Source organism: Oceanicoccus sp. (genome assembly GCF_029238675.1).
Lineage (GTDB): Bacteria > Pseudomonadota > Gammaproteobacteria > Pseudomonadales > Dasaniaceae > Oceanicoccus.
This window is the reverse complement of sequence record NZ_JAQWFR010000010.1, coordinates 43,258-68,621: the sequence shown is the minus strand read 5'-3', so window position 1 is coordinate 68,621 and position 25,364 is coordinate 43,258. Positions and strand designations below refer to the sequence as shown.

Annotated in this window: 31 protein-coding genes; 13 read left to right on the top strand and 18 right to left on the bottom strand. The window is 45.5% G+C overall.

The window, feature by feature from the left end; all coding sequences use genetic code 11:
• Both P8H32_RS04325 and P8H32_RS04320 read left to right on the top strand, forming a co-directional pair.
• On the top strand, window positions 1-294 hold a 294-nt coding region (locus P8H32_RS04325), incomplete at its 5' end, for a hypothetical protein (protein ID WP_367279154.1).
• A 47-nt stretch (window positions 295-341) separates the two neighbouring features.
• A complete protein-coding gene (locus tag P8H32_RS04320; RefSeq protein ID WP_301088552.1) occupies window positions 342-464 on the top strand; it encodes a hypothetical protein in 123 nt (40 codons plus the stop codon).
• A 37-nt stretch (window positions 465-501) separates the two neighbouring features.
• On the opposite strand, the gene P8H32_RS04315 is transcribed toward P8H32_RS04320, so the two are convergent.
• From P8H32_RS04315 to P8H32_RS04290, 6 genes are all read right to left on the bottom strand, one after another.
• A complete protein-coding gene (locus P8H32_RS04315) occupies window positions 502-924 on the bottom strand; it encodes a PIN domain-containing protein (protein ID WP_297292405.1) in 423 nt (140 codons plus the stop codon).
• Complete coding sequence (locus P8H32_RS04310) at window positions 921-1,136, bottom strand: AbrB/MazE/SpoVT family DNA-binding domain-containing protein (protein ID WP_297292406.1); 216 nt, start codon at window positions 1,134-1,136, stop codon at window positions 921-923. The genes P8H32_RS04315 and P8H32_RS04310 overlap by 4 nt, the downstream gene beginning before the upstream one ends.
• A gap of 133 nt (window positions 1,137-1,269) precedes the next feature.
• Window positions 1,270-1,479, bottom strand: coding sequence for a hypothetical protein (locus tag P8H32_RS04305; RefSeq protein ID WP_297292407.1), 210 nt, complete (start codon window positions 1,477-1,479; stop codon window positions 1,270-1,272).
• A 172-nt stretch (window positions 1,480-1,651) separates the two neighbouring features.
• On the bottom strand, window positions 1,652-2,656 hold the full coding sequence (locus tag P8H32_RS04300; protein WP_297292408.1) for a hypothetical protein: 1,005 nt from the start codon (window positions 2,654-2,656) through the stop codon (window positions 1,652-1,654).
• Window positions 2,653-3,084 carry a helix-turn-helix transcriptional regulator gene (locus P8H32_RS04295; RefSeq protein WP_297292409.1) on the bottom strand — a complete coding sequence of 144 codons (432 nt, stop codon included), beginning with the start codon at window positions 3,082-3,084 and terminating at the stop codon, window positions 2,653-2,655. Before P8H32_RS04295 ends, P8H32_RS04300 begins: the two co-directional genes overlap by 4 nt.
• Before the next feature lie 170 nt (window positions 3,085-3,254).
• Complete coding sequence (locus tag P8H32_RS04290) at window positions 3,255-3,740, bottom strand: hypothetical protein (protein ID WP_301088551.1); 486 nt, start codon at window positions 3,738-3,740, stop codon at window positions 3,255-3,257.
• A gap of 851 nt (window positions 3,741-4,591) precedes the next feature.
• Here P8H32_RS04290 and P8H32_RS04285 point away from each other — a divergent pair.
• The gene (locus P8H32_RS04285) at window positions 4,592-4,774 is read left to right on the top strand and encodes an AlpA family transcriptional regulator (protein ID WP_297291517.1); all 183 of its coding nucleotides are present in this window, start codon (window positions 4,592-4,594) and stop codon (window positions 4,772-4,774) included.
• A 76-nt stretch (window positions 4,775-4,850) separates the two neighbouring features.
• Here the strand turns inward: P8H32_RS04285 and P8H32_RS04280 are convergent, their stop codons facing one another.
• From P8H32_RS04280 to P8H32_RS04270, 3 genes are read right to left on the bottom strand one after another with little or no spacing between them, the layout of a single operon-like run.
• Window positions 4,851-5,240 carry a VOC family protein gene (locus P8H32_RS04280; RefSeq protein ID WP_297291518.1) on the bottom strand — a complete coding sequence of 130 codons (390 nt, stop codon included), beginning with the start codon at window positions 5,238-5,240 and terminating at the stop codon, window positions 4,851-4,853.
• Between the two features lie 29 nt (window positions 5,241-5,269).
• The gene (locus P8H32_RS04275) at window positions 5,270-5,788 is read right to left on the bottom strand and encodes a GNAT family N-acetyltransferase (RefSeq protein ID WP_297291519.1); all 519 of its coding nucleotides are present in this window, start codon (window positions 5,786-5,788) and stop codon (window positions 5,270-5,272) included.
• Window positions 5,778-6,239, bottom strand: coding sequence for an SRPBCC family protein (locus tag P8H32_RS04270; RefSeq protein ID WP_297291520.1), 462 nt, complete (start codon window positions 6,237-6,239; stop codon window positions 5,778-5,780). The genes P8H32_RS04275 and P8H32_RS04270 overlap by 11 nt, the downstream gene beginning before the upstream one ends.
• A 409-nt stretch (window positions 6,240-6,648) precedes the next feature.
• Here P8H32_RS04270 and P8H32_RS11145 point away from each other — a divergent pair, with 409 nt between their 5' ends.
• Together P8H32_RS11145 and P8H32_RS04265 are read left to right on the top strand one after the other, a co-directional pair.
• On the top strand, window positions 6,649-6,909 hold the full coding sequence (locus P8H32_RS11145) for a DUF6538 domain-containing protein (protein WP_367279153.1): 261 nt from the start codon (window positions 6,649-6,651) through the stop codon (window positions 6,907-6,909).
• Window positions 6,910-7,018: 109 nt separating this feature from the next.
• The gene (locus P8H32_RS04265) at window positions 7,019-7,336 is read left to right on the top strand and encodes a type II toxin-antitoxin system RelE/ParE family toxin (protein WP_297291521.1); all 318 of its coding nucleotides are present in this window, start codon (window positions 7,019-7,021) and stop codon (window positions 7,334-7,336) included.
• Window positions 7,337-7,366: 30 nt separating this feature from the next.
• Here P8H32_RS04265 and P8H32_RS04260 read toward each other — a convergent pair whose 3' ends face one another.
• Window positions 7,367-7,705, bottom strand: a complete 339-nt coding sequence (locus P8H32_RS04260; RefSeq protein WP_301088550.1) for an XRE family transcriptional regulator — start codon at window positions 7,703-7,705, stop codon at window positions 7,367-7,369.
• Window positions 7,706-8,129: 424 nt separating this feature from the next.
• Here P8H32_RS04260 and P8H32_RS04255 point away from each other — a divergent pair, with 424 nt between their 5' ends.
• Both P8H32_RS04255 and P8H32_RS04250 read left to right on the top strand, forming a co-directional pair.
• The gene (locus tag P8H32_RS04255; RefSeq protein WP_301088549.1) at window positions 8,130-10,241 is read left to right on the top strand and encodes a TonB-dependent receptor; all 2,112 of its coding nucleotides are present in this window, start codon (window positions 8,130-8,132) and stop codon (window positions 10,239-10,241) included.
• A 32-nt stretch (window positions 10,242-10,273) separates the two neighbouring features.
• A complete protein-coding gene (locus P8H32_RS04250; protein ID WP_301088548.1) occupies window positions 10,274-11,770 on the top strand; it encodes a hypothetical protein in 1,497 nt (498 codons plus the stop codon).
• 221 nt (window positions 11,771-11,991) lie between these two features.
• Here the strand turns inward: P8H32_RS04250 and P8H32_RS04245 are convergent, their stop codons facing one another.
• Genes P8H32_RS04245 through P8H32_RS04235 form a run of 3 tightly spaced genes read right to left on the bottom strand, consistent with a single transcriptional unit; the run spans window position 11,992 to window position 15,604 of the window.
• A complete protein-coding gene (locus P8H32_RS04245; RefSeq protein WP_301088547.1) occupies window positions 11,992-13,029 on the bottom strand; it encodes a glutathione S-transferase family protein in 1,038 nt (345 codons plus the stop codon).
• Window positions 13,030-13,087: 58 nt separating this feature from the next.
• On the bottom strand, window positions 13,088-14,317 hold the full coding sequence (locus P8H32_RS04240; RefSeq protein WP_297291526.1) for a glutathione S-transferase family protein: 1,230 nt from the start codon (window positions 14,315-14,317) through the stop codon (window positions 13,088-13,090).
• Window positions 14,318-14,350: 33 nt separating this feature from the next.
• Window positions 14,351-15,604 carry an NADH:flavin oxidoreductase/NADH oxidase family protein gene (locus P8H32_RS04235; RefSeq protein WP_301088546.1) on the bottom strand — a complete coding sequence of 418 codons (1,254 nt, stop codon included), beginning with the start codon at window positions 15,602-15,604 and terminating at the stop codon, window positions 14,351-14,353.
• Between the two features lie 435 nt (window positions 15,605-16,039).
• Between P8H32_RS04235 and P8H32_RS04230 the strand changes: the two genes are divergently transcribed.
• The 5 genes from P8H32_RS04230 (at window position 16,040) to P8H32_RS04210 (ending at window position 21,834) form a co-directional block, all read left to right on the top strand.
• Window positions 16,040-17,029 (top strand): AraC family transcriptional regulator, encoded by a 990-nt coding sequence (locus tag P8H32_RS04230; protein ID WP_297292570.1) that lies wholly within the window; start codon window positions 16,040-16,042, stop codon window positions 17,027-17,029.
• Between the two features lie 146 nt (window positions 17,030-17,175).
• A complete protein-coding gene (locus tag P8H32_RS04225; RefSeq protein WP_301088545.1) occupies window positions 17,176-17,490 on the top strand; it encodes a TIGR03643 family protein in 315 nt (104 codons plus the stop codon).
• Between the two features lie 26 nt (window positions 17,491-17,516).
• A complete protein-coding gene (locus P8H32_RS04220) occupies window positions 17,517-18,878 on the top strand; it encodes a DASH family cryptochrome (RefSeq protein WP_301088544.1) in 1,362 nt (453 codons plus the stop codon).
• Window positions 18,875-20,458: a cryptochrome/photolyase family protein gene (locus P8H32_RS04215; RefSeq protein ID WP_301088543.1), complete on the top strand. Its 1,584-nt coding sequence runs from the start codon at window positions 18,875-18,877 to the stop codon at window positions 20,456-20,458. Before P8H32_RS04220 ends, P8H32_RS04215 begins: the two co-directional genes overlap by 4 nt.
• 140 nt (window positions 20,459-20,598) lie before the next feature.
• Window positions 20,599-21,834: a GGDEF domain-containing protein gene (locus P8H32_RS04210; protein WP_301088542.1), complete on the top strand. Its 1,236-nt coding sequence runs from the start codon at window positions 20,599-20,601 to the stop codon at window positions 21,832-21,834.
• Between the two features lie 18 nt (window positions 21,835-21,852).
• On the opposite strand, the gene P8H32_RS04205 is transcribed toward P8H32_RS04210, so the two are convergent.
• The 3 genes from P8H32_RS04205 to P8H32_RS04195 form a co-directional block, all read right to left on the bottom strand.
• Window positions 21,853-22,299, bottom strand: a complete 447-nt coding sequence (locus P8H32_RS04205; RefSeq protein ID WP_367279152.1) for an acyl-CoA thioesterase — start codon at window positions 22,297-22,299, stop codon at window positions 21,853-21,855.
• 65 nt (window positions 22,300-22,364) lie between these two features.
• Window positions 22,365-22,955, bottom strand: coding sequence for a UbiX family flavin prenyltransferase (locus tag P8H32_RS04200; RefSeq protein ID WP_297292564.1), 591 nt, complete (start codon window positions 22,953-22,955; stop codon window positions 22,365-22,367).
• A gap of 11 nt (window positions 22,956-22,966) precedes the next feature.
• Window positions 22,967-23,173: a hypothetical protein gene (locus tag P8H32_RS04195; RefSeq protein WP_297292563.1), complete on the bottom strand. Its 207-nt coding sequence runs from the start codon at window positions 23,171-23,173 to the stop codon at window positions 22,967-22,969.
• Window positions 23,174-23,203: 30 nt separating this feature from the next.
• On the opposite strand from P8H32_RS04195, the gene P8H32_RS04190 reads away from it, so the two are divergent.
• Window positions 23,204-23,437, top strand: coding sequence for a hypothetical protein (locus P8H32_RS04190; protein WP_297292562.1), 234 nt, complete (start codon window positions 23,204-23,206; stop codon window positions 23,435-23,437).
• Window positions 23,438-23,456: 19 nt separating this feature from the next.
• On the opposite strand, the gene P8H32_RS04185 is transcribed toward P8H32_RS04190, so the two are convergent.
• Window positions 23,457-24,443 (bottom strand): oxidoreductase family protein, encoded by a 987-nt coding sequence (locus tag P8H32_RS04185; protein WP_301088540.1) that lies wholly within the window; start codon window positions 24,441-24,443, stop codon window positions 23,457-23,459.
• A gap of 74 nt (window positions 24,444-24,517) precedes the next feature.
• Window positions 24,518-25,120 carry a peroxiredoxin gene (locus tag P8H32_RS04180; protein WP_297292560.1) on the bottom strand — a complete coding sequence of 201 codons (603 nt, stop codon included), beginning with the start codon at window positions 25,118-25,120 and terminating at the stop codon, window positions 24,518-24,520.
• Between the last annotated feature and the right edge of the window lie 244 nt (window positions 25,121-25,364).

The following is a 25,364-nucleotide window of genomic DNA, read 5'->3' as shown; positions in this document are numbered from 1 at the left end:
GATGTACTGAGCCTACCCACTGGCAGCAAAATCATGCTGCTAGCGCCGGTTATTAAAGAGCGTAAAGGCGAACACCTCAAGCTGTTTGACAAACTCAAGCAAGAAGGTTTCGTCAGGGTGCGCGTCGATGGCGAGGTCTATGACCTTGATGAAGTTCCGTTACTAAAGAAAACCTTGAAGCACTCGATCGATGTAGTGATCGACCGCTTTAAAGTACGCGAGGATCTCAAGCAGCGCATTATGTCGGCGAAAACCTGGATGATGCATGGCGCAAGCGGGAAGCACACCACGTAGAAAAAAAGCTACAACAATCGGCGTTTTTTAAAGCACTGCGAGAATCTGTGAAAAGAGATAAACCACATATTTATAGCACTATGGCTTCATGCTTGGGTATTGACCGTACTGACATTGAGGCGTTTGTTGCCATGCTTGAAGAGCAGAAAGATAACGGGGCTTGTTCGTAAAAAGCGAGGGATTAATAATGAAACTAAAAGATTCACTTTACGGCTTTTTAGCCCCCTTTAATTGCTCTGTTGCCTTATCAAAGCTATAAAACGCCGATAATGAAAAACCTTTATTTTCAGCGGTAAAGTGGGCCTTATTGACGATTAACGCATCGGCAAAGTCGAGGGCTTTACCACGCACCGGTTTGGATTCTTCGTAATCTCTCAGGGCAGACCACAGTACCTGCGAATCTTCAAAGATAAATAGACCATCGCCTACTAAGGCACGAACCAGTGTGCACACAGCGGATTTATCCAAGCCGTAACGTTTACCGGTCAACGTCCATACAGTTTCAACCAACACAACATCTGTAATCAAAACAGGGCTCTGGTTGTCGATAATCGCTTTAGCCTTCTTGTGTTGGCTTGCATTATCGGCCAACAGGTAACGCAGCAGTACATTGGTATCAATCGCTATCATCCAAAGTGGCCTTGCCGTGACTCTTCATCGCTCACGCCTTTATTGGCTTTGAGTCCTTTCAATATTCCAGCGGCTGAACCCTGCTCTTTTTTTATGATGTTAAATTGGTTGCCGTAACGTAAAATTTCCACATCATCGCCAGGATTGATACCCAGCGCATCACAACCAGAAATGGGTAATGTAATTTGTCTTTTTGCACTAACTTTTGGCATGGTGTCACCTCTCACTTTCTTTACTAAGTATTAATTGTAAAGATATTACAACTCTTTACTTGTTGTCAATAGTAAAGACTGAAAAGCCAGTTATTCCAGAAGCACGAGACATACCTTGTCGTAGCAGATTTCATCAGGGTGTTTTCCATTCCTTTATGTCTATCATTGCAAAGTTACGCAAGGCACCCTTACCTAAATCATGAGCGTCCATTAGCCATTGCTCTTCTGGATGCCATTGAGTTGAACCAAACCATATTTTTTCAGGAATAATATCTCTGCGGTCAGTTTGGCCTTTGTAATTGGTATACAAGATGGTGATTGTTTTCTGATCTGGTTTTTCCATAATTCATCCTTGGTAAAAGAGTAGTGGTATATAGGCAGGCTGGTTGATATTCATAAAGAGTAACTCCCTTTTATATTTTTGGTATTGAACTAGCTAAACACCAACAATGGGGGGGGCTGGGAAGGCGAACTATGGCTTTTTTCTGGGGTGTTTATTGTCGCTTGCTGCATATTCAGTTCAAGGCTTTATTGAAAAAACCTGCAATATCTCTATTTAGTTTCTGATGTATCGCTACTCGATCAACAGATTCGTTGTCTTCACATAAAAACGGCACTGCTCGCTTTAGTTTTTCCGGACATGGTGCCAAAAAAACAAAATGCCCAGCATCTTTAATCATTTCAAGCGATGTCCCGTTGGGAAGGTTTTCTTCAAAATGAAGCGCATTGTATTGGTTGTCTAGTTCTGTATCTTGCTCCGCAGCGAACAGTTGTATTGGAATTTTTACAGTAGACAGAGATTCGTAAGAAAAAAGCGGGCCATAAGCGGGTGCTAAAAGTACAGCTGCGCTTATACGGTTATCATGTTGCGGGATTAAATCAGGGGCAATAGCAGAAAGACGATGTCTTGCCTGAGGAGAGCACAATAAAAAATCTTTGCTGTTAATAGCACAATAGCTAGCTAAGCCCGATAAATCAGCCTTCGCCCCGATAGTAGCTAGTGCAGTATAAGTACCCAGAGAAAAACCAATTATGCCAATACGATTTGGTCGCAAGCTCTTTTTAAAGGATGGATGCTTCAGTAATTCATCTATGACCAACTGAATCTGTCGCGGCCTTGCCACCAGTGGGTCAAGTTTTGGTTTGCCAGATTTAAGTCCCTGCAAGTCAGGGTGGGTAGGGCTGGCAACCACGAAACCCAAGCTGGCAAGGTGTTGGGCCGTATCATTATGTCCGAAGGCGTTTCCAGAAAAACCGTGGGAAATTAGTATTAAGCCTTTAGAGGACGCAGGCATCTCAGCACCTACAGCCAAGTGCAGGGTTAATGGTCCAATAGATTCATCTTGGGCCTTGGCTCGCGTGGGGTACCATACCGCAACTTCAATATTATCGTGAAATACTGGGTCAGAAACCTGAAGACTTTTAAACCCAACATTCCATTCCTCTGCTATCGCGGAACGGCCTATTAGTGAACAAAAAAGTAAACTGGATATAAGAAAAAGCCGTGTATGGAATGTCATGTTTTTACCTTAGCTATATATCTATTTGAACATATCCCGATAATGGCGCAGCAGATTCCACAGAAAGCACCGATGCTTCCATAATACAGGCCTGCCTCACTGGAAGTGATGTTCCCCGATGTATATGACATGGTTATTCCAATATAGGCACTCACAAGTCCCGCCGCTGTTCCAGCAAACCCAAACTTGCGCCCACGGTTATTGGCGGCAAGAGTGTTAATGGCAGCTGTGTTAATGTCCAGCTTATTAGCGTTTATCTCAAAGGCAGCCGCTAACGCCTTTTTTGACTCTAAAGAACAGGTGCCTTCGTTCTCTATTCTTTGAATCGTACGAAGACTAAGCCCCGAAACTGACGAAAGCTGATCTTGTGACCAGGAGCGCTCTATCCGGAGTTTTTTGATTAAGTCTTTATCTATCATCTGTTCCATTCTCTTATCCCTCTTGATAATTGGTGGGGATCAATTATCAGTTGGAATCATTGGTTTTAGTTACGACAACTCTACGACAAAGGGGTGACAGTTAACTGCCACGAGGCTTTGATCTCGAGCAGGATTCATTGTTTTCCTCGCCAAACACTTGCGAAAACAAGTTGGGCAATTTATCGGGAGGTGACTTCCATCGTCAAGGGAGGGGCCGCCTGTTTTGCCCTGACATAGACTCTACTGGAATAGCGAAGGCTATCACCGTTATGCTCACCAGTAACAGTGATTGTTATTACATCAAAACCCTTCCCGGTAAGGCGGAAGCGGGCAGTAATCTCGCCACTAAAATCAATTAACTCAATATTCTGGTCTAATAGCTCAACATTAGCGCTGCCGGTTAATTGAATACTGACGTTTTTTGAAGTAATGGGGCGGTCATATTCAAGTGTGATCTCAGAATATTCGTTAATGATCGCCACTGCAGTGGGTGGATGTTTAACGTTGAATATCTTCTTTGGTGCTGTAAAAGCAGCGGAGGGGCTTACCTGATCACCGGAGAAGCCACCGTAGCCTTGACCATAATGAAAGAAACAAGCACTAGCATAATTGGCCAGCAAGGACATACCCAGATACAAGCTAACAGCAGTAATTATTTTGGTCATGGTTATTCCTTGTATCGAGTATGGGCAGACCAAACGCTCTTTTGGCTTGGTCACATTAACGTAGGCCCGTAACTACTTTTGCCGGCTTAAGTACCTAATAGCTCTACAGCGCCTTATAAGTACTTTGATACTTATAAGACACTTAAAGAGCCAAAATCCCCACCTTCCGCTACTGTTATATTAGTGGGCGTTTTTCTGCTTTTCCTTAAGCAATAAAAATTCGACAGTGTCCACTGGACTACTAAGCTCCCACCCAAGACCCGCCAAGCATCGGAAGCCATTGTGTCTCCTTATCCAAAGCTATCACGATAATGCGGACTGTCAGCCAGTGCCGGTACTGACTGCTAGGCTTCAGCGCCTGTATATGGATGTTGAGATACCATGACAGGTGATGTTGTCGATATTGATACGGCCCCACCTGATATTGTCGGTATAAAACATCCGCTATTATAAGGGCGCGCTTGGTATGTTCTTTGACCCTTGTACCGCGCCTACCAGTGATTTTCTTACCCAATAGGTGCCTCATAAGGCTGTAGCCGTTACAGATCATAAGGGGGCATTAGAACATAGCAGGGAATTTACCAGCAGCGAAAAACCATACATACAAAAAAGATAGCTTTATAAGAAGACTCGTTGCCACTGGCAACGCAAGCTCGCCAGCACCGGATAGTTCGCGTACTTAGCAGGCTTTTCCATAGGTCCCCCTTTTCGTTGTAGAGCTAGCTCTACAACGAAAAGGGGGATGGTTTTGAAAACACCGCACAAACTATCTTTTTGGTGTGTATGGTTTTTTGTTGTTGCAAGGAATAAAAAACCTAGTATGGGATGCTACTGGATAACAGGAGCATTCCATGAACTGTAGAATCCTACGATTGAAAGAAGTGAAAAAATTAACAGGCTTATCCCGCTCAACCATCTACTTGCAAATATCGAAGGGTCATTTCCCCAAGCAGGTACATTTGACTGGTGCGCGTTCGGTGGGGTGGTATGAAAGTGATATTACTGAGTGGATTGAATCTCGACACCAACTATAAGCCCTAAAACTAATAACACAGAACTAATGTAGTAGAGTGATTTGACTATGCTTGTTTGTTTATGCAGCTGATATATTTACTGATTGACAGATACATCGTCAATCATAAGAAAGTTCCCGCACCCATCCTCGAACATGTTTTTTAACCCCCAATTCGGATTATCTAATTCAGGACGTAATTTCACACCAGCGGATTCCAACCTCTCCAGTTCAGCTTCAACATTATTGACCGAGAAAACCATTATCGGTAAGTTTTCTTCATATGCTGCTTTTTGGTATTTCTCAGCGAATGTTCCTTGGCAGGGTTCCAGTAAAATTGCTGTACCTTTTGGATCTTCGGCTGAAACAACAATGGCTATATGCGCGTCTGCATCAAACTCTTTTGAGATAAACCCTAACTTTGACGTGTAGATCTCATGTGCTTTAACAGCATCTTGCACCGGTATACTGACTAGAGATATTTTCACTTGCTTTTCCTCCTGCAATTTATTGCGAACTAACTATTTATCAATGACATGAGCTGTAGCTCACCACACTCTGTTGAAGCCACCTTATCTTTCATAAGCCCAACTTTCTTATAAGCATTTATCGCTCTGACATTAGCAACATCAGGGTCGATACCAATAGCAGGCACGCTTGAAGCGAAAAGAGTATCTACACGAAAGCCTAGATAGCTAGTACCATGCCCTTGGCCCATCATCTCCGCCTCGCCAATAAAAGTATCTATTCCGCGTGACCCTTTTGGCAGATAAGATAAATGATGGTCTTGCCAGCCGTGAATATCATAGTCCTGTACAAAAGCGAATGGCCTATTTTTGAAGAAAACAATCATCATCCGGATTCTCATATCTGACAACCCTTCTTCTAAATCTTCAATATAATCGGAGTCTTGATACCATTTGAAAACTTCAGGCGACCTTAACCATTTTTCGATTAATTCCAGATGATTCTCCCCTGCTTTAACAAACGAGTAGGGATACATATTGTCTGACCTAAACCCTTTATCAATCGCCATTATTATCTCCGGCATAAGGATTTTTATCAGTAACCAGTTTGAGTTCGATACCATGTTCAAGAAAAGCCTTACAGGCAGAAATCACGAGATTGAAGCCTTCCGTAGAATCCAATGCCTGAGCGACTTGTTCATCATCACTTCCCGTAAAACCCGAAGCGATTATCTCAACAAAGGTGGTATCACCTCTGGAAGTAAACACCCATTCAACAGGGGTGGGCCACTCAATTTCTATTCTTTGGCATTCTTCAATAGCTTTTACAAACACTTCGGCTGAAACACCGTAGTGATCCCAGAACCATGTCACAGTGTTACCCACACTAAGCTGGCCAGTGGATCTACTGAACCAGAACCTGGTTGTTATATCAGGGTCTACAAATGCCCTGAACACTTCTTCAATTGGGCGACGAATAAGCATTGTCGCCCTTGCGAGGGGCGGGGTTTCAAGTGACATTATTCCTTTCCTCCTTTATTGGCAGTCATTTAGCGGCGCTGCCGTCCATCTGCCCTAGCTCATAAAGCGGTGTTGATACCCAGCTTGTCTAATATCTCTCGCGCTCGTTTAATATGGTGATTACTCACTCTGTATAAGACACCTGAACACCCTTTTTCCCCACCTCCTGCAATTCTGCTTTGCGTATTTTTGCTGAATGGGTTGAACTCAGCAGCTATAGCCCCTAAAAACCTCAACACATTAATATTATTATGAATAATATTTTTAGTAGTACCGCTAGTAGTATCAGGGGAAAAATAAACAGCAAAAATTCTTTAAATACAAACCGTTAGGATTAGGGTTCAACTCCCGCCGGCCCACCAAAAAAGCGATAAACCTCTGAGAAATCAGGAGTTTTTTCGTATCTGGGATGCCATCAGTGTCCCTGGGTACAAAACAAGGTACGAAAATAATGGCTGATTATCTCTTACAACGACCTTCTGGTTACTACTTTAGATACACCCTACTGATACACCTTCGCGACATTTTGGGTCAACGGGAAATAATATATTCACTCAGGACTACTTCCAGACTGCTAGCAAAGAGCAAGGCTGCGTATATTGCCGACTCCATAAAACAATTAGCAGAGAGACTAAACGGTAGTATGGTTGTAGCAGATAGCTGTGTCTAATTCACTTCTTAGTTAAGCTTTTCGAGATTTCTCTACATTCAAAAATCTTGTCAATAAATCCACTAAGTACCCTACCCTTCGTAAACTCGCGACATCATCTGAATAGTCTTTGAAATTTGGCTCCGACCTGAATGCCGTTCAACAGGGTGAAAAGCCTTTTTCTGATTTTAAGGATATTTCTGGCAGCGTTGGCACTGGAGCAATAGAGCTAATAGAGAACGGCAGCCCTGCATACAGGGCTGTTTACTGTGCAAAATACGAAGATACCGTATATTTACTACACGCCTTTACAAAAACAACCAATGGCGTAGATCTGCAGGCTATGACTACCGCTAAAGAGCGCTACAAATTAATGGTCGAAGAAGTGAAAAATAGTAAGAAAGGAGCACAAAAGAAACCTAAAGGTAAGAAAAAGCGCCGACAGTAATCAGTTAAAGAGGCGCTTCACGTAACAAGCTTAAGCAGCAACCGCTTCAGAGCGCACTTCGCATTGTATTGGTGACCGATTTCTTCTTTTAGGCGGGGCATGATAGGTAGGTTTAAAACGAAACCCGAGTATTGCCAAGTAACCTATAAGCTTTTCAGAAGAGACTTTGTCGATTTTCCCCCTCATTAGTTCGCTAGCCCTTGGCTGGGCAATATCCAGGTGCTGCATAACTTCAGCCTGTTTCCAATCACGTGCTTTAAACAACTTTCTTAATACCACCATCAAATCTGAGCGAAACCTCAAATCAGCTGACTCAATCGGGTCTTCTTCAAAGGAATCGAAGATATTGTCATATTCTAATTGGGTCATAATTAAGCCCTCTGGATATATACAAGATTCTGTATAATATACGATATTTTGTATAAACATCAAGATCAGATTTCTAAATGTAAATATATCTCTTAAATGAACAGCTATTAACTATCCACAATAATGAGATCGCTTCTTGTTGACGGGGCGAGTGAGTGTTATTGAGGGGGCTTGTTGCCAGTGGCAACAATGTCTAACAGGGGAGGCAAGCACGATTTTGATTACCTTATTTTTCCACCCTTTTTATTCTGTCGCTGGATAATGAATAATCAAATCCGCTGATGCAATAGTCACCCCGAATAAACTTCAATCAACAACTTCCCTCTCTGCGACACTATGTCACATTCCATCTTATTGGCGTCTCCCTATAATACCGCGCCTGACGCAGGCCGTGCCTGCTTTAACTTTATAGGGAAAATAGAACGTGAAAAAACACCTGTCTATTGCATTAACTCTAGCCACACCTTTTGCAACATCCACTGCCTATGCCGAGACACTTGAACTCGCCCAACTGGAAACCGTTGTGGTTACCGCCACCCGGGAAGAGCGCCGAAAAATGGAGCTGCCGGAATCGATCCAGTCCTTTGACCGGGAAACCATTGATGCCGTAGCCCCCTCCCACCCCAGTGAAATTTTAAACCGCGCCGCCGGTGTTCATGTGAATAACCTAAGCGGCGAAGGCCATATGACGGCGATTCGCCAGCCGATTACCACCCGCGGTGTTTATCTCTACCTTGAAGATGGTGTTCCCGTAAGACCCACAGGTTTTTTTAATCATAATGCCCTGTATGAAGTGAATATTCCCCAGAGCGGGCAACTGGAAGTGACCAAGGGGCCGGGGTCTGCGCTGTACGGCAGTGATGCCATTGGCGGTATTATTAATTCACTTAGCCGCAAGCCACCCGCAGAAACCGAAGTGATGATCAACTTTGAGGCCGGTTCCAACGATTGGCAGCGTGCCTTGCTTTCCGCCGGCACCAGCCACGGTGGCCACGGCCTTAGTATTAACCTTAATGCCACCGATAACAGCGGCTACCGGGACGAAGCGGATTACGACAGAACATCACTTACCGGTCGCTGGGACTTTGCCACCGGTGACCAGCTTTCTATCAAAACCCTGCTGTCCTATACCCAGGTAAACCAAAGCGGTGTCTCCAGCCTCGAAGAATTCGACTATAAAAACAACGATAAAAAAAATCGCTTCCACGGCGATACCGCTTTTCGTGAAGTGGATGCCCTGCGTTTATCCTCGGAGTTTTCCTGGGCGACCAGTGACAGTACCCTGGCCACCCTGACACCCTATTACCGCAACAATACCACCAGCATGGCCCCTTCATGGATGGTAACTTACGACCCCAATGAGCGGGAAAGCGAATTCCAATCCTATGGTTTACTCAGTAAATACCGGGTGCGTAGTAACGATACGGTGCAATGGATTATTGGCCTGGATATCGACTACACCCCATCGAAATATCAAGAAGAAGCCATTAGCCATAACCTGGAAGATGATATCTATACCGGCTATATCTCACTGAACAATAGCAACTATGATTTTGATGCCGAGCAAACCTCACTTTCACCCTATGCCCATATAGAAGTGCAAGTATCAGAAAAACTGCTGGCGTCAGTCGGTTTGCGTTATGACTATTTTGATATCAGTTATAAAGATAATTTATCCAGCAGCGACCCTGAGAGTATTTTTATTCCACAACTGGGCCGCCCGGTTACCCATCGCCGCCCCGATGATCAGGATATTTCCTTCGAACAATTGAGTCCCAAGCTGGGCTTGGTGTATACCCTCAACGACCATCATGCCACCTACTTTAATTATCGCCAGGCATTTTCCATTCCCTCGGTGACCACACTGTTCCGCTCCGGCAGTACGCAAATTACCGACAAGCTTGAGCCTATTACCGCCGACAGCTATGAGCTGGGTATTCGCGGCCAGGCCTCCGACGCGATTTTTTATGAACTGGCTATTTACCAGATGGATATTAGTGATGATATTGTCAGTGTGGTTAACGGTTTTGAGCGCAATGTTTACAATGCCGGTGAAACCGAACACCAGGGTATTGAACTGAGTGTTAACGGCGCTATTACCGAAGAGTTCTCCTACGCCGCCGGGTTTACCAAAACCCGACAAACCTATAAAAATTTTTCTTACACCTGCTGCTTCCCCACACAAAATATTGATGTCAGCGACAATGATATCGGCAAAGCCCCGGACACGATCGGCAATGTGGTACTGGTTTATACCCCCGTTATCTTCACCGGCCTGCGACTGGAAGTGGAATGGGAACACCTTGGCGACTACTACACCGACGAAACCAATACCGCCGACTACGGTGGCCATGACCTATATAACTTTAGAGTTAACTATGTACTAGGGAATGGACTTGAGCTTTATGGTCGCGTGCAAAATATCGGTGACAAGCGCTACTCAACCTATACCTCCAACCAGGTAGGTGACCCGGATATCAGCTATCGCCCGGGCAATCCTCGCAGCGCCTATGCAGGCTTTCGCTATACCTTTTAATCTTTAATATTTGATCACAGATGAGCAACACTATGACCAGCCGCAGCAAAAAAGCCAACACTATTCTACTGGCCCGCCAATTTCACCAGAGGCTGGTATGGCTAGCCATTGCTGCTCTGGCCTTATTTATTCTATCGGCCCTGACCCACCCCATTATGGTATGGACCGGGCCACAGGCCAGTAAATTTTTTCCACCGACGATGACGATTAGTGAACAAACCATTAACGGTGTTATGGAAACACTGAAAAACCTTAATGGAAAAAATGCCCGCATTGTAAAAGTGGTGCCGACCCAACAGGGCCCTATGCTGCAAGTCACCACGGAACCGACGCAGCCCAGGGAGTATTATCCGCTATCAAACAACCTGCCCCATAGCCCGCTACAACAGTTCGACCGACAACAGGCCGAGTGGCTGGCCCGCTATTACACCGGCACAAACGCTGCGATCAAAAGTATCAAGTTTATCGATAGCTTCTCTAACCAATACCCGTCAGTAAATCGCCTGTTACCGGTCTATAAAATTAACTTTGATACCCCGGACCAACTCTCGGTGTATATCCATACCGAAACCAACGCCCTGGCCTCTATTAACAATAATTGGAAAACTTCACTACAAACCATTTTCCAGTGGTTCCACACCTGGTCCTGGCTGGATAATTACCCAACGCTGCGTGTCAGTATTGTATTAATACTACTTCTGAGCTTATTAACCATTAGCGTTGCAGGGATCACTCTTCTGGCCACTGTGAAACGCTCACAATCTAAAACCAGCTCCCAGCGTTACCACCGCAAACTCGCCTGGTTTATCGCCATGCCTTTTCTGGGTCTTATCCTAAGCGCCGGCTACCATTTACTACAATCGGAATACGGTGAAGCCCCGATAGGCATGCGCCTTTATAAACCCATCACCATCAATACACCCGGCGAAATCCTTAACGCCGATTCCCTAAAGGGCATAGAACTTAGCGCCCTATCACTGCTCGACCATCAAGGGGAACTCTATTTTAGAGCCAGCAAAGCCAACGGCGCAGCGCCCGCCAGCACCAAGCCCCACCAACACCATGAAAAAGCCAGCGATAATGATGTAAGAAATAAACGCTTTGATGGCCAGACTAAAGAGCGAGGAGCACTCTATCTCACTACCGCTGGTGATAACACAGCACTCTCTGATGAAGTGGTTGTTGCTTCAACCGCTTTAACCTATTTATCCGCCACCGCCGATAAATTAACCCTGGAGCGTGTTACACACTTTGGTGCTGATTATGACTTTCGGAATAAGCGGCTGCCGGTATGGCGAGTGACTATTGATAATGCAGAGGGTGATAAGTTGTTTATTGATCCTGTAACCGGAATTTTGGTGGACCATATTAAAAAAGCGCAGGGGTTGGAAAGACTGTCTTTTTCTTTGCTGCATAAATGGAATATTTTGGTGCCACTGCTTGGGCGTGAAGGCAGGGATATAGTTGTGGTGGTGTTTTTGTTGGTGATGGTGGGTTTTGGGGTTATGGGGATTCGACTGAAAAGATAATGAAGGGTTAGCCGCTGGCTGAAAGCTCGCACACTTAAGCTGGTTTTCCATGGGTATGGTTTTTTGTGGTTGCGAGGAATAAAATATCTAGTATGGGATGTTATTGGATAACAGGTGCCCGTTCTGTTGGTTGGTATGAAAACGCTGTTAGTTTCAAAAGACCACCTAACGCTCGATTTCCTTTATTTAAAGTCTGATAGATTTTGAAACGAAGGGCTTATTTAGTTAGCCACTAGGTAATTTAAACATCCGGATTGCTCAAGCACCGCTTTAAGCGCCGCCTTGGATTCACCGGAAAGCGCTGCATAACGTTTGCGTAGTGCTGGCAAGCAAAAGGAATGGCGGTCGTGTGCAATGCGTGTAAAGGCTCTGCCCTCTATATCGTATGAAAACCTTTTCTCACCTTTTTCCAACGCTGCTGCATTAGCGGCCAATAATGGTAAATGGTACTTACCACTAAGCTTCAATATTTCCGCTACGGGTGATGACATGAGCTTTTCTTTATTAGTGCTTAACGATTCCCATTCCCCTTCAACCCCACTCAGGTCATCAATAATGCTTACCCAGCGGGTGGTGAAGTTATACTTCTCGCGCATAAATACAGACGCCGTGAGGTCTTGAATTTCTTGAGACAAAATACCGTAAATGGCAATTTCGGCTCGAGATGGACGTGATCCAAAGAAAAATAATCCTTTGGTGACAGCTCGTTCCATAATACTCAAGAAAGCATGAAAACTGCTTTCAAGCACGTAGTCATTAGCAGGACTACCACAGATCTTTTCAACCCCAATTAACTGGCGGCTGGCCCACATCTCACTCATGGCATTAAACCCGTCGTTTTCAATGTCGCCCTTCATCCCTTCATAAAGAATCCATTGGCTATTGTGTTCTTGATCCGCCTTCAGGCGCCAACGGTACATAAAAAACGGCCAAAGCAACCATTCGTCAGCAAAGTCTTCTATCAAGTAAGCAAGAAAGGCATCAGCTTCGTTTTCTGGCTCTGTGCTGCGCGCCGAAAACTTTTGTTCAAGCTTGTCGATAATAGGTGTGGAGTCGTTTTCAAACGTGCCGTCCGGGTATTCAATTACCGGCACCATATAGGTTTTCACCTTTGTTCTGGCTATTTCATCCGCCCCCAAGTTGTTACACCACTGAAAAGGTATATGACGATAGCGTAAGTAGGCCCGCAATTTCATTGAATACGGCGACATTAGAAAACCGTGCAATTTGTGCATGGAATCGGGGGTTGGATTAGTCATATGGAATATCTTAGAGTTTGTGTATGTTTTCAGACATTGTGCCAATTCTATTCAGGCACTACAGCATTCCTGCTTTTTTCCCTTTATTCAGCAGGTAGCGAATTCGCGCATCAGTCGCACCGTCTTTAATCACCGGTGGTGTAAAGCCGTCAAACAGATCGCTGTGCACTATGCCATCAGTCATCATTAAGGGGAGTACACCCGCAGCTGTCAGCGCTTCGTCGATTAACTGCTTCTCATCACCTTGCAACTGCACATAACGGTTTTGCAGCTGCTCAAATGACCAGACACGGTATTGATGCACACTGAAGGTTTCTGTTAATCCGTAGACTTCGGCGTCAAATGTTTTACTTTTATTTTTACTGGCCTGGGCGCAGGCTTGTGCAAAAGGAATATAGGTTTTTGCGGTAAAGCTAAGTAATTTGTGCAAACTTTCTGGAACACCGGCGTTCAGATTGATCCAGTCACCAAATGTGGTTTGCCCAACACAACCACGCGTATCGCCCAGTTCTGTAATCGTCTCTATCCAGTTGCAGGTTCTGGGGCCATGAACCTCCATGGTTTCTTTTGAATTGGGGTCACTATAAAGATGAACCTTTAACGAACCATAAAGTGCGAAATCGGCCATGGAAGGTTTGTCGCCTAACAGGAATTGATAATGCAAAAAATGCTCATCCAGAATGGACAGCAAATCCAGCACTTGCTGATCCATATTCTCACGCACCCTGTCGGTTAACCCCAGGTGTTTATTAAAACCTGCCTGACGGGACAACATAAAGTCTGCAAGGTCACTAACTGACGCATCGGGTATTGCATAGGCAAGATCACGTCCAATGCGATGACTTACCGCTCTCTGATTTTGTTCATTACCCCAACGGGTATGCATATGAATACGCGGCATATATTCATCGGCAAACTCTTCTAGCAGCCACATTAAAAAAGCCAACCGCGCATCTTCAGGCGTAACCCGTTTTTCTGGAAAACGCTGTTCAAGCCATTCAATAATAGGAGTTGAATCCTGCAACACCTCGTCCTGCGGGCTTAACATAACCGGCACGATAGTTTGACCTACCAAACGCGGGATTTCTTCCATGCTGACTTTCACATTGGCTTCCATGCGCTTATAGGGAATGCCCTTGTAATTCATATAGGTCATCACCTTGTAGGAATACGGTGAGGCCAAGTTCTGCCAAATACGGTAATGGTTTTCCTCACCCGGCCCCAACTGCTGACTTTGTTTGTGCGCTTGCTGCTCTCTTAACAAGTTGGCAGGGATAACATCACTCATCTTCAAAAATCTCTCTTAAAAATTAATAGCCTGTTAGGCCCGGCGGGGTTTAATACTGCTCATACCCATTGACCATACTGCATCCAGCACAGTCCACCAGCCCGATAGATTAGGTTTAGGGTTCTTGCCTTTAGCCATACGAGCAATTTGGGTTTCATACCAACCAATCGCCATCATAAACATAGTATCAACTGCCCTGACACCACAGGTTGGATTACCGGTCTCTGCAATATAACTACTGTCAGCAGCAGCACACCGCGGCAGATCCGGGTTGATCGCCAACGGTCTGGCCAAACCAATAAAATCTATAGCGTTGCTAGCAAGCGCTTGCTCCATAGCATTAACCGAACGAAAGCCGCCAGTCACAGCAAGCGGCACATCGGTGATTTCTCTTGCGCGCTCGGCGAACGTCAGAAAGTATGCTTCCCTTTCGACGGTGGATTGTTTTGCACCCGTCATGGCTGGTGACTCATAATTACCACCGGATATTTCGATATGGTCCATGCCCTCCTCGGATAAAACCCGGATAAGATCAAAGGCATCATTTTCATCAAACCCGCCTTTTTGAAAATCAGCAGAATTGATTTTAATGGCCACAGGAAACCCCTTGCCTACACGAGCACGGATAGCACGATATATTTCCAGGCAAAAGCGTCGACGGTTTTCACTGGAACCACCCCAACGGTCAGTGCGCCGATTATGGTGAGGGGAAAGAAACTGATTAACCAAATAACCATGAGCAGCATGGATTTGAACCCCAGTAAAACCTGCCTCTTGTGCCAAGGCGGCGCTAGTGGCAAACTTTTCAACTAGCGTAAGAATCTCAGCATCGCTCAGTTCACGCGGTTTATTGAAAGCCGCTTCAAGGCCTCGGCCCAAAGCTACGGCGCTGGGAGCAACAGGCTGTGGTGATAAATTCTTCGGGCTTTGTTTACCGGGGTGATTTAACTGCATCCAAATGTGCGCGCCTGGCTGTGTTTGAGTTGCCGCCTCAGCCCATGCGCAAAATGGCTGCAGGTCTTGCTGTTCATCAAGCACTACATTTTTGTATTCCCCCAGTGCTTCTCGATCAACCATAACGTTTCCAGTGACGAGAACGCCGGTGCCACCTTTTGCCCAGCGTTGATACACCCTGACTAAGCGTTGATCCGGGAGAAGGCGACTATTGCCTAACTGCTCACTCATTGCTGATTTAAAGAAACGATTGTTAACCGATTGACCGCCGGGAAGGGAAAACTTGCTATACAGTGTTGGAGCATGATCGCAGCTTAGATTGTCGCTATTCATAGTTATTCTCGTTGTTTATCGCTATCTGTTTTTGGCATTTTTTAATGGGCTGCTAAATCATCCGGGTCGTCAGGATATCCTTCTGCCCCATCGAATCGAATCAATCAGCTACCGCTAGTTTAGCGCCTTGACTCATCGTGTGCAGGTGTTTTTGAATACGCTGCATCACCCTCTGGAATATCTGGATGTTTTGAATAAACTTAATCGCGTGATTATGTGAAGTACCAATCATGGTGCTTTCCTATCATTGCTTAACAAGCTAACTACGGTGAACCGATCTCAAAAACGGTTCACGCGCTAGTTTCTACGTTGGTTATACATACCAGATACGCCAACTATAGGGTCATTTGTTGCCATGATGGGAGTCATTTATCTTCACATTCAGGATCATTTACTGGCATAATTGAAGCTACTGAGACAACCCCGCAATCATCTATGACCAAATCCCAACTCTCTCCCTTAAATTTTCTGGAGCTCGCAGGTTTTGGTCCCGAAGAGATACTAGCGCTTGCCTCTGCAGATAAAGAAGCAGATGCAAATGAACAGGCAAGAAAAAACAAATCCCTGGTGCACTTACTACCTGTTGCAGTATCACTGCGTAAAGATACCTCCTACGCATTGCAATTGGGTCAAATCAACCCTATTCCACATTTCGGGTTCTTTGGATATGCCTTACAGAGCTGCTCCGACTTAAGACAGGTATTGAATTTATTACTCAGGTACCACCCCTTGATAGTGAGGCAAGATTTACGATGGGAGCTTTACGAAGTAGATGATTGGGTGGCAGCGCGCTTCACAATAAATATTGGCAACCCGGACCAGAAAAGATTAATGGCAGAACTAGCGTTCGTGAGTTTCTTCACAATGGCCAAATATTTAACCGGTAAAGTTGTTACCGCTACAGCAGTACACATAAAACATTCAAAACCTGACTACTATAAAGCTTACAAGAAATTTTTACCTACACCACTTAAATTTGATCAACCCTACAACCAGATCATCATATCCAAAGCATTATTAGACGTACCCGTTAAAATGGCCGACCCCGCTGGCCATGTAGTTTTCCAGCAACAATGCGAAACAATGCTACGGGATTTAAACCGTATTGAGAATACTTCAGCGGCTGTGCGGCGCTTACTAATACAGGCTGCCGGTAATTTCCCAAATATTGATCAAGTGGCCAGGCAACTGCACATGAGTAAAAGCACACTCGGTCGCCGACTGGATAGTGAATCTACCCGTTTTAGAATCATCACCGAAGAAGTCAAAAACTTACTCGCCAAAGAATATCTTACTCACACAGAGCTTACGGTTGCAGATATTGCGCACTTACTTGACTACACCGACACGGCAAACTTCCGCCGCGCTTTTGTTCGCTGGAATAAAATACCGCCAAGCGAGTTCCGTGGCATAACTAACGCCTAAAGTACCTCAATGTCATTTTGGTCTCGCTATTTTCTGTAAAGAGTAGTTGGAAAAGTCTATCAATGGACTGCGAATCTTTGGTGCATGGGGTTTGACCAGGCTTCCTCGACTGATCCGTTACCGCTTTTCTACACGTACTTAAGTCTATGAGCCGAGCCAATCACAATACCTCAAAATTTAGCGCCCTTACTGCGGATGAACTTGACCGCGTCATCGAGATGGCCTGGGAGGATCGAACACCATTTGAGGCGATTACTGCCCAGTTTGGTTTATCAGAATCATCCGTCATTGCACTGATGAGGCTAAATCAAAAACCACGTTCATTTCAAAACTGGCGCGCAAGGGTGACTGGACGTATCACCAAGCACCGCCAAAAGAGGCCGGCAGGGGTGGAACGCGGCTATTGCGCCACGCAGTATAAGGCTTCTCAATATCGTCGCGCTCGGCGTAAAAGAAACTAGTTATTTAAATTAGGTGACAAACAACCATGCGAGCTCTTATTTGGTTTACGCAAGATTTAAGGTTAGCGGATAACCCACTGCTGTTCGAAGCCCACAGGGCGGCTCAAGAGGTACTTCACGTAGTGTTTGTGGGTGATCTACTGCGACCTGCTTCGGTCCCCGGTTTAAAAGGCACAAGCGAGCATCGAAAGCGATTTTTATTTGAGGCCATTGCCAAATTGAGTGAGCAGCTCGAACACTATGGCCATAAACTACTCATTATTAACGGACGAGCCCATGAGCACCTGGGTATATTACTGGCCAATTATGATATAGATGCTGTCTATGCAGCACAGCAATGCGCATTCGATGAAACCGAGCTTTGGAACTTTTTTGACAGCGCTTATCCACAGGTTGATTTTCATTCTGTGTCCAGCGCAACACTGTTTAAGGAAAGTGCCCTGCCATTTAGCGCAGGGGAAATGCCAAAGCAATTTACCCCCTTCAGGAAAGCCATTGAAGCGCAGGCCACCGAACCAAGAGAGCAGGCATCAGCCGTACTGTTCAGCAAACCCTTGAAGCACGCTCACAAGAGCATGCCCTTACCCAAATCTATTAACTCAGACCAAGTATTTCGCGGTGGCGAAGCTGCCGCTATGAAACACCTGCATTCTTATTTCGGGTCTCTGGCACCGCTCAGCTATAAAAAAACTCGCAATGAATTACAGGGCTTCGAATCGAGTACCCGATTCTCGCCCTGGCTGGCACAGGGAAGTTTATCCGCCGTTACGATAATCAAGGCCTTGCGCGAATACGAAGATAAACACGGCGCCAATGAATCGACCTACTGGATTTACTTTGAGTTATTATGGCGAGAGTTTTTCTTTTGGTCTGCTCGACAACTTGGCGCCAAGCTTTTCTGGAAAAAAGGCCGCAACCCAACAGCTCCCCTCACTAGCTTTTACCCTGAGCGATTTCGCGCATGGACGCAAGGCTCCACGCCCTGGCCCCTGGTCAATGCCTGCATGAAAGAACTCGCGACCACTGGCTATTTGAGCAACCGAGGCAGACAAGTGGTGGCAAGTTGTTTAGTCAACGAGCTTGATCTTGATTGGCGCTATGGTGCGGCTTATTTTGAGCAACAACTGCTGGACTACGATGCGGCGTCAAACTGGGGTAATTGGCAATACTTAGCCGGCGTGGGCGCCGACCCGCGAGGCCAGCGGCATTTTTCCCTCGAAAAGCAAACCCAAATCTACGACCCCGATCGCCATTATATCGATCGGTGGCAGGGCTATAAAACGGTAGAGCAAATCGATACCCGAGACGCAGCCGATTGGCCGCTTACACCTGATACGAACGCACAAATAGTGTCTGATGATATGACCGATCAGGAGAGAACACATTGAGCACAGCCACTAAAGCTACAACTACAACTACAACTACAACCAAAGAAATACGATTTATATTCGGCGATCAGCTCAACCACCAACACTCATGGTTTGCTGAGGCAAACGACCATGTGCTTTACGTACTTGCGGAAATGCCACAAGAAATGGAATACGTAAAACATCATGCGCAGAAAATCGCCGCCTTCTTTTTGGCCATGCGAGCTTTTTCTCAGCATTTGGAACAGCGAGGTCATCGCGTGGAATACTTTAGGCTCGATCACACCCTCGTAGTGCAAGAAAATTCCAAATCGAAAAGTTCAAGTTTGGTTTCCATACTTACCGACCTTTGCGAGCGATATCAGCCAGAACAAATTACTTTTCAGCGACCAGATGAGTGGCGCCTCCTGACGCAAATCCAGAATATGCAAGACAAAGCCAAGGTATTGATCGAGATTGTCGATACCGAGCATTTCCTTTTGCCCTACGAGGAGATAACCGCCCTTTTCCCCCGCGGCAAGCACAAAAAAATGGAATTTTTTTACCGCATGATGCGCAAGCGTTTTGATTTATTGATGATCGATGGTAAACCAGAGGGTGAACGCTGGAATTTCGATGCCGAAAATCGTAAAAAGCTCAATACCAAAGACCTTCAAAGTATCCCCGCCCCAAAGGTGTTTGATACTGATGCCCAAGAGATTTACAGCCTGTTAGACAAATCTGGCGTCCAGCGTTTTGGTGTCGAGAAAGCTCAGCTTGACTGGCCAGTTACGCGTGCACAGTCACTTCAACTGCTGGAGGTTTTTTGTAAGGTTTGCTTACCTGATTTTGGTCGCTTCCAGGATGCCATGACCGACCAGAGCCCCCATGCCTGGAGTCTTTATCACTCGAGGCTGTCATTTTCGATCAACGCCAAACTGCTGCATCCGCTCGAGGTTATTGATGCGGCCATCCTTGCCTACCGGGCAAGTCAAGATATTAACCTTGCACAGGTCGAGGGTTTCGTACGGCAAATTTTGGGTTGGCGTGAATTTGTACGAGGCGTTTACTGGGCTAATATGCCCGAATACGCAGCTAAAAATAGCCTGGAGGCAAAAGCCGACTTACCCGACTTTTTCTGGACCGGGGACACTGAGATGAACTGCCTCAAACAATCCATCACCCAGTCACTCGACTATGCCTACGCGCATCATATTCAGCGTTTGATGATTATTGGTAACTACCTCCTGCTTGCGGGAATTAACCCTGACCAAGTGGACGAGTGGTACCTCGGTGTCTATGCCGATGCTTTGGAATGGGTGCAGCTACCCAATACCCGAGGGATGTCCCAATTTGCCGATGGCGGTATCGTCGGCACCAAACCCTACGCCGCTAGTGGCGCCTACGTGAATCGTATGAGTGACTACTGCAAATCCTGCCGCTTCAACGTTAAAGAAGTCACCGGTGAAAACGCATGCCCCATCAACCGGCTCTACTGGCAGTTTCTAGACCGCCATGCCGACACCCTTGGCAAAAATTCAAGAATGGCTCTTGCCTATAAAAACTGGTGGGCGAAAAGTGAAGAGGAGCGTTCCAGGATTCTTCAAGAAGACAAAGCCTGATATTAGGTTTTTAGCGCTTGCATTTGCATCTGCAGATAGCTACCTTTGAGTCTTATACTATAAAAATTCAGAATTTGTTGACAAGTACAGCAAGAACGAGGAGTTGAAGGCTGGCAATAGTCACTACCTGAAATAAGAAAATGGCTCTAACACTTAAACCACTATTACGCCTGACCTTACCCCTATTGATGCTAGCCCTGTCTTTTTACCTGTCAGGCAAAACAGCGCTAATCAATAACAACTATTTGGAGTTACTGGGCCTTCTGCCCTATGCCCTGTTCGTTATAGTGCTGGCGCTGGCTCACTATTTTAATCGCTCGCGTTTTTTTTCAGCGGCACTGTTGTTAGCTACCGCCTACTGGCTAATTCAGGGTCAACTGCAAACCTCTTTAGCCGAACTGTACCCACTCTACTTTTATACTGCACTCAGCCTGTTATTGCCGCCAGGCTTATTATTCCTGACGATTTTACCAGAGCGAGGACTTTGGAATATACATGGCCTATTGCCCCTATCCATTACCCCACTATTAATGATCGCAGCCTATATCGCCAGCCAACACTATAGCGAACAACAGCTATTAGCCTTTACCGACTTATTCACGATCAAACCCTATGAGGCTTATGTTTTATCGGTTTATGCCAGCCTCGGCTTTTTGCTGTCACTGCTACTGGGCTTAGTCATGCTGGTGATCAGAAACAACGAGGCAGAGGCTGCCTTTTGTGCCTGTATAATGTTTTGTTTTGCCACCCTGGTAGGCTTTGACCAACCGTTTATTTCCAGCATTCTGTTTTCAGCCTGCGGCCTTACTCTGGTGATTGGCTTATTGCGTAGCTCTTTTGAAATGGCCTACAGGGATGACCTAACAGGATTGTTTGGGCGAAGAGCCTTTAATGAAAAACTGCGAGGGCTTGGCAGGCAGTACTCTATCGCTATGATGGATGTCGACCATTTTAAAAAGTTTAATGACACTCATGGCCACGATGTAGGTGACGACGTGCTAAGAATTGTAGCCAACCGTATTGCCGAAGTCACAGGTGGTGGCATCCCCTATCGCTATGGTGGAGAAGAGTTCTGTGTGATTTTCCCCGGCAAAAAACTCAAACCCTGCGTGCCACATCTGGAAGCGGCAAGAGAAGCGATTGGCAATTACAGCATAAACTTGCGAGATAAAAATACGCGACCTAAAAACGCCAAAGAGGGTGCCACACAACGGCAGAGTAAAAAAGATAGAAAAAAGAAAACCGTTTCAGTAACTATTAGTATTGGAGTTGCAGAGAAAGACGACACTCTGACCACCCCCAAACAGGTACTAAAAGCAGCCGATAAAGCACTCTATAAAGCTAAAAAAAATGGCCGCAACTGTCTAGCCCGCTAACGGTTACCTGTGGCTCGCTTAACTGGAAAGTGTCACTTCGATTTTTTTCATATTTTTGCGCATGTCATCAGGAATCTGTACTGGTTTATTAGACACACGATCAACAAACACATGAATAAAATGACCAAAAGCACAGGCCTGCTCTTCTTTTTCTGTGAATATCCCAATACCGTATTGGCAGGAGCTATTACCCAGACGATCAATCCTCACACCCACTTCAATTTTATCCGGAAAGGCAATAGGTGCTAAATACTCACAACCTGAACTGACCACAAAACCGATAATATGGCTGTTATGTATATCCAGGCCACAATGATTAATAAGGAAATTATTGGCCGCGGTATCAAAGTACGAATAATAGGTGACATTATTAACGTGCCCATAAATATCATTATCCATCCAGCGAGTTGTGATGGGATAAAACACCTTGTAATCATTACGGGTTACATTGACTTTAGTGGCCATGATTTTTTCTGTTTTCTCTGTTTTATTTAAATGGGATTCCCACCTTCGCGGGAATAACAAGATCGTTAACCGGCATCAACGCCCCAGCGCTTAACCAGACCAACATCAATATCGAATAAATCCAGCACACGACCAACACTATGGTTAACCATATCGTCGATAGATTCAGGCTTGTTATAAAAGGCAGGGAGTGGTGGCGCGACAATAGCACCCATCTCGGATAATGACGTCATCGTGCGCAAATGGCCAGTATGTAAAGGGGTCTCCCTAACCATCAGCACCAATTTGCGACGCTCTTTTAATATCACATCCGCCGCGCGAGTTAGCAGGGTTGAAGTAATACCAGAAGCAATCTCAGACATACTGCGTATAGAACAAGGGGCTATCACCATCCCCATGGTAGGAAAAGAACCACTGGAAATAGACGCCCCTACATTTTTAACCGCATGAAACTCATCAGCCATGGCATAGACTTCTTTGGCGCTGATATCCATCTCATAACCCAGCGTAAGCTCAGCAGACTTACTCATCACCAGATGGGTTTCAATATCCGTATCCCGCAGCATTTGCAGCATGCGCACACCGTAGACAATACCCGACGCACCGGAAATACCTATAATCAAGCGACGAGGCGTGTCGCTGGACTGATCAACCATAATGTTTCATCCTACTCTATATTTGCAATGCTATAAGGATAACCTAAATTACAAACTGGGGCAGCTCTATAAAGTGGGTAGGACAGTGCCCCTTTAATGGTTACTGTCCCCACTTGCCCTCTCTTGCTGCGCAATTCACCTTGTGCACGGGAATAATATTTATTTTGTTTTAATTCAAACAGCTGACCATAGGCACCATTTTTGGTACATTTTGCCACACTCAAGAAACCACGAACGGTATCTAAACAATGAAAATCATCAATGTAAGATTTTTTGCGACAGCCACTCCCAAACCGGATATTCAATTAGCTGAAAATCGACGAAAACAATCCATTACTAAAGTTGCTTTGGCAAAAGCACTGGAAACCAGTCGTAGCGGTCTGGATCGTTTGCTAGACCCTAAAGATACCAAGGTCACATTGGGCAGCTTGGCTAAAGTGGCGCAGGTGGTGGGTAAACGAATGGAAATACGGTTTGTTTGAGAGCAGTAATACTCAGTCACTACATTGATAAAACAGCCTCAGCTAACTTCAAGGTATAGGCATTAATTTTGGAATGCCCGGGCATCCAACCCTGCAAGAAACGATAAAAATCGGTCCATGCGACAGGGTAAAGTGAACGCCACTCTTGTTCTAATTGGGAAAAATCTATCTCTGACTGCTGGCGCACCAAAGACTGTTGCAACATGGCAAAATAAAAATCCAGGCATTCCTTTTCATAGTGCTCACAATCATCCTCATCCATGCAACTTCCCAAAAAATAAGCCACATCTTTCATCCCGCAACCACCGCCTACATATTGAAAATCTACAGCCGCTACATTGCCCTCTTCCGAAAAACAAAAATTGGCCACCTTGGCATCCCCATGTACCAAGGTTTGAAAAGGGCTTTCACGCAAACGGCGATCCAAATCAATAGCGGCATCTTTTAACTCACCAGCTGGCATGGCTTCAAACTCATCAGGGCGGGTATCCAAATGCCAGTAGCTGCCCACCGGCCATAAACCCTCGGGGGCCTGCCCCATAAACCGGCCATGAAAATTCGCCAGCCAACGCAGGCATTGCTTGACTTCGGAAAGCTCCAACTGGTCTTTTCTCAGCTGATAACCGGCGGCATCCAAGTCCTCTAACACCATCACTGTATGTACGTGACTTTCAACGGAGTACTGGTAAACACCATAGACTTCAGGTACGCGGCTATACTCACCACACTGTTTGGCAAAGTGTTGATACCAATACATTTCAACATCGTAGGAGTGGAGTTTTCTTTGGTGAGAGCGATTGGTATTCCAACCGCGAGGATGATGGGCTTTTGACGGCGGTGACACCCACTTTACAACGACCGATTGAGCACAGGCATTAACGCCCGATAAAAAATAGCGTACCACTTCCCCGTAACCACTCCATAAAGACTGCAAGGTTTCGCCTTTGATGGCATGGTCGGCTTTGGTGGCAATGCGTATTTGTTCGTTAATCAAGCTATGAGGCATAAGAATACTGTTTACTCTCAACAAAAAAGGCCGATAGCAAAACTATCAGCCTTTTTTATTACGAGACTGGCAACTTACAAGTTATCAGCATTCTCAGAAAGGTAAGCGGCTACGCCGTCAGGAGAAGCTGTCATGCCTTTATCACCTTTGCTCCAACCAGCAGGACACACTTCACCGTGCTCTTCGTGGAACTGCAGTGCTTCGATCACACGAATAAACTCATCGAAGTTACGGCCCAGTGGTAAATCGTTTACAGTCTGTGAACGTACAACACCTTCCTGGTCGATAATAAACGCACCACGGAAAGCAACGCCATCGGCAGACTCAACGTCATAAGCGCGGCAGATGTCGTGATTGATATCAGCAGCCAATGTGTAAGCTACCTGGCCAATACCACCATTGTTTACATCCGTGTTACGCCATGCGTTATGAGTAAAGTGAGAATCGATAGAAACACCGATAACCTCTACACCCAACTCTTTGAATTTATCCATACGGTGATCAACCGCCAATAATTCAGAAGGACAAACAAAAGTAAAATCCAATGGATAGAAAAATATCAGGCCAATTTTGCCCTTGATAGTTTCTGCCAGGTTAAAGTTATCTACGATTTCGCCATTACCCAATACTGCATTACAGGTAAAATCCGGTGCGGGTTTGCCAACGAGTACACTCATTGTTTTCTAGCCTCCAAAGGTTGTGGAATATAAAGTCAGTTTACATCTATTGCCATTCTAACCACCCAGCGTTGCAACGATATTTCAGCCTCGCCAGCGCTGGGGTCCAGTTCGAATATGGCAGCCATACTACACAGCAGCCTGCCACAATCCCACTGATTTTTTTAAATCAACGCCATAGGCAAAAACTATTGATTGATATCAATATTGTTTGATTAGTTATCAGGCAAACTAGCCTGAATGA

What these genes read in the sequence shown, in the direction of transcription:
- P8H32_RS04315 (WP_297292405.1), bottom strand. Translation starts at nt 924, where the DNA reads ATGATAGCGATTGATACCAATGTACTGCTGCGTTACCTGTTGGCCGAT.
- P8H32_RS04275 (WP_297291519.1), bottom strand. Translation starts at nt 5,788, where the DNA reads ATGGCGATTGATAAAGGGTTTAGGTCAGACAATATGTATCCCTACTCG.
- P8H32_RS04310 (WP_297292406.1), bottom strand. Translation starts at nt 1,136, where the DNA reads ATGCCAAAAGTTAGTGCAAAAAGACAAATTACATTACCCATTTCTGGT.
- P8H32_RS04185 (WP_301088540.1), bottom strand. Translation starts at nt 24,443, where the DNA reads ATGCCTCATAGCTTGATTAACGAACAAATACGCATTGCCACCAAAGCC.
- P8H32_RS04210 (WP_301088542.1), top strand. Translation starts at nt 20,599, where the DNA reads ATGGCTCTAACACTTAAACCACTATTACGCCTGACCTTACCCCTATTG.
- P8H32_RS04190 (WP_297292562.1), top strand. Translation starts at nt 23,204, where the DNA reads ATGAAAATCATCAATGTAAGATTTTTTGCGACAGCCACTCCCAAACCG.
- P8H32_RS04230 (WP_297292570.1), top strand. Translation starts at nt 16,040, where the DNA reads ATGACCAAATCCCAACTCTCTCCCTTAAATTTTCTGGAGCTCGCAGGT.
- P8H32_RS04295 (WP_297292409.1), bottom strand. Translation starts at nt 3,084, where the DNA reads ATGGAACAGATGATAGATAAAGACTTAATCAAAAAACTCCGGATAGAG.
- P8H32_RS04180 (WP_297292560.1), bottom strand. Translation starts at nt 25,120, where the DNA reads ATGAGTGTACTCGTTGGCAAACCCGCACCGGATTTTACCTGTAATGCA.
- P8H32_RS11145 (WP_367279153.1), top strand. Translation starts at nt 6,649, where the DNA reads ATGCCATCAGTGTCCCTGGGTACAAAACAAGGTACGAAAATAATGGCT.
- P8H32_RS04305 (WP_297292407.1), bottom strand. Translation starts at nt 1,479, where the DNA reads ATGGAAAAACCAGATCAGAAAACAATCACCATCTTGTATACCAATTAC.
- P8H32_RS04200 (WP_297292564.1), bottom strand. Translation starts at nt 22,955, where the DNA reads ATGGTTGATCAGTCCAGCGACACGCCTCGTCGCTTGATTATAGGTATT.
- P8H32_RS04290 (WP_301088551.1), bottom strand. Translation starts at nt 3,740, where the DNA reads ATGACCAAAATAATTACTGCTGTTAGCTTGTATCTGGGTATGTCCTTG.
- P8H32_RS04205 (WP_367279152.1), bottom strand. Translation starts at nt 22,299, where the DNA reads ATGGCCACTAAAGTCAATGTAACCCGTAATGATTACAAGGTGTTTTAT.
- P8H32_RS04260 (WP_301088550.1), bottom strand. Translation starts at nt 7,705, where the DNA reads ATGACCCAATTAGAATATGACAATATCTTCGATTCCTTTGAAGAAGAC.
- P8H32_RS04225 (WP_301088545.1), top strand. Translation starts at nt 17,176, where the DNA reads ATGAGCCGAGCCAATCACAATACCTCAAAATTTAGCGCCCTTACTGCG.
- P8H32_RS04285 (WP_297291517.1), top strand. Translation starts at nt 4,592, where the DNA reads ATGAACTGTAGAATCCTACGATTGAAAGAAGTGAAAAAATTAACAGGC.
- P8H32_RS04235 (WP_301088546.1), bottom strand. Translation starts at nt 15,604, where the DNA reads ATGAATAGCGACAATCTAAGCTGCGATCATGCTCCAACACTGTATAGC.
- P8H32_RS04220 (WP_301088544.1), top strand. Translation starts at nt 17,517, where the DNA reads ATGCGAGCTCTTATTTGGTTTACGCAAGATTTAAGGTTAGCGGATAAC.
- P8H32_RS04250 (WP_301088548.1), top strand. Translation starts at nt 10,274, where the DNA reads ATGACCAGCCGCAGCAAAAAAGCCAACACTATTCTACTGGCCCGCCAA.
- P8H32_RS04245 (WP_301088547.1), bottom strand. Translation starts at nt 13,029, where the DNA reads ATGACTAATCCAACCCCCGATTCCATGCACAAATTGCACGGTTTTCTA.
- P8H32_RS04240 (WP_297291526.1), bottom strand. Translation starts at nt 14,317, where the DNA reads ATGAGTGATGTTATCCCTGCCAACTTGTTAAGAGAGCAGCAAGCGCAC.
- P8H32_RS04270 (WP_297291520.1), bottom strand. Translation starts at nt 6,239, where the DNA reads ATGTCACTTGAAACCCCGCCCCTCGCAAGGGCGACAATGCTTATTCGT.
- P8H32_RS04300 (WP_297292408.1), bottom strand. Translation starts at nt 2,656, where the DNA reads ATGACATTCCATACACGGCTTTTTCTTATATCCAGTTTACTTTTTTGT.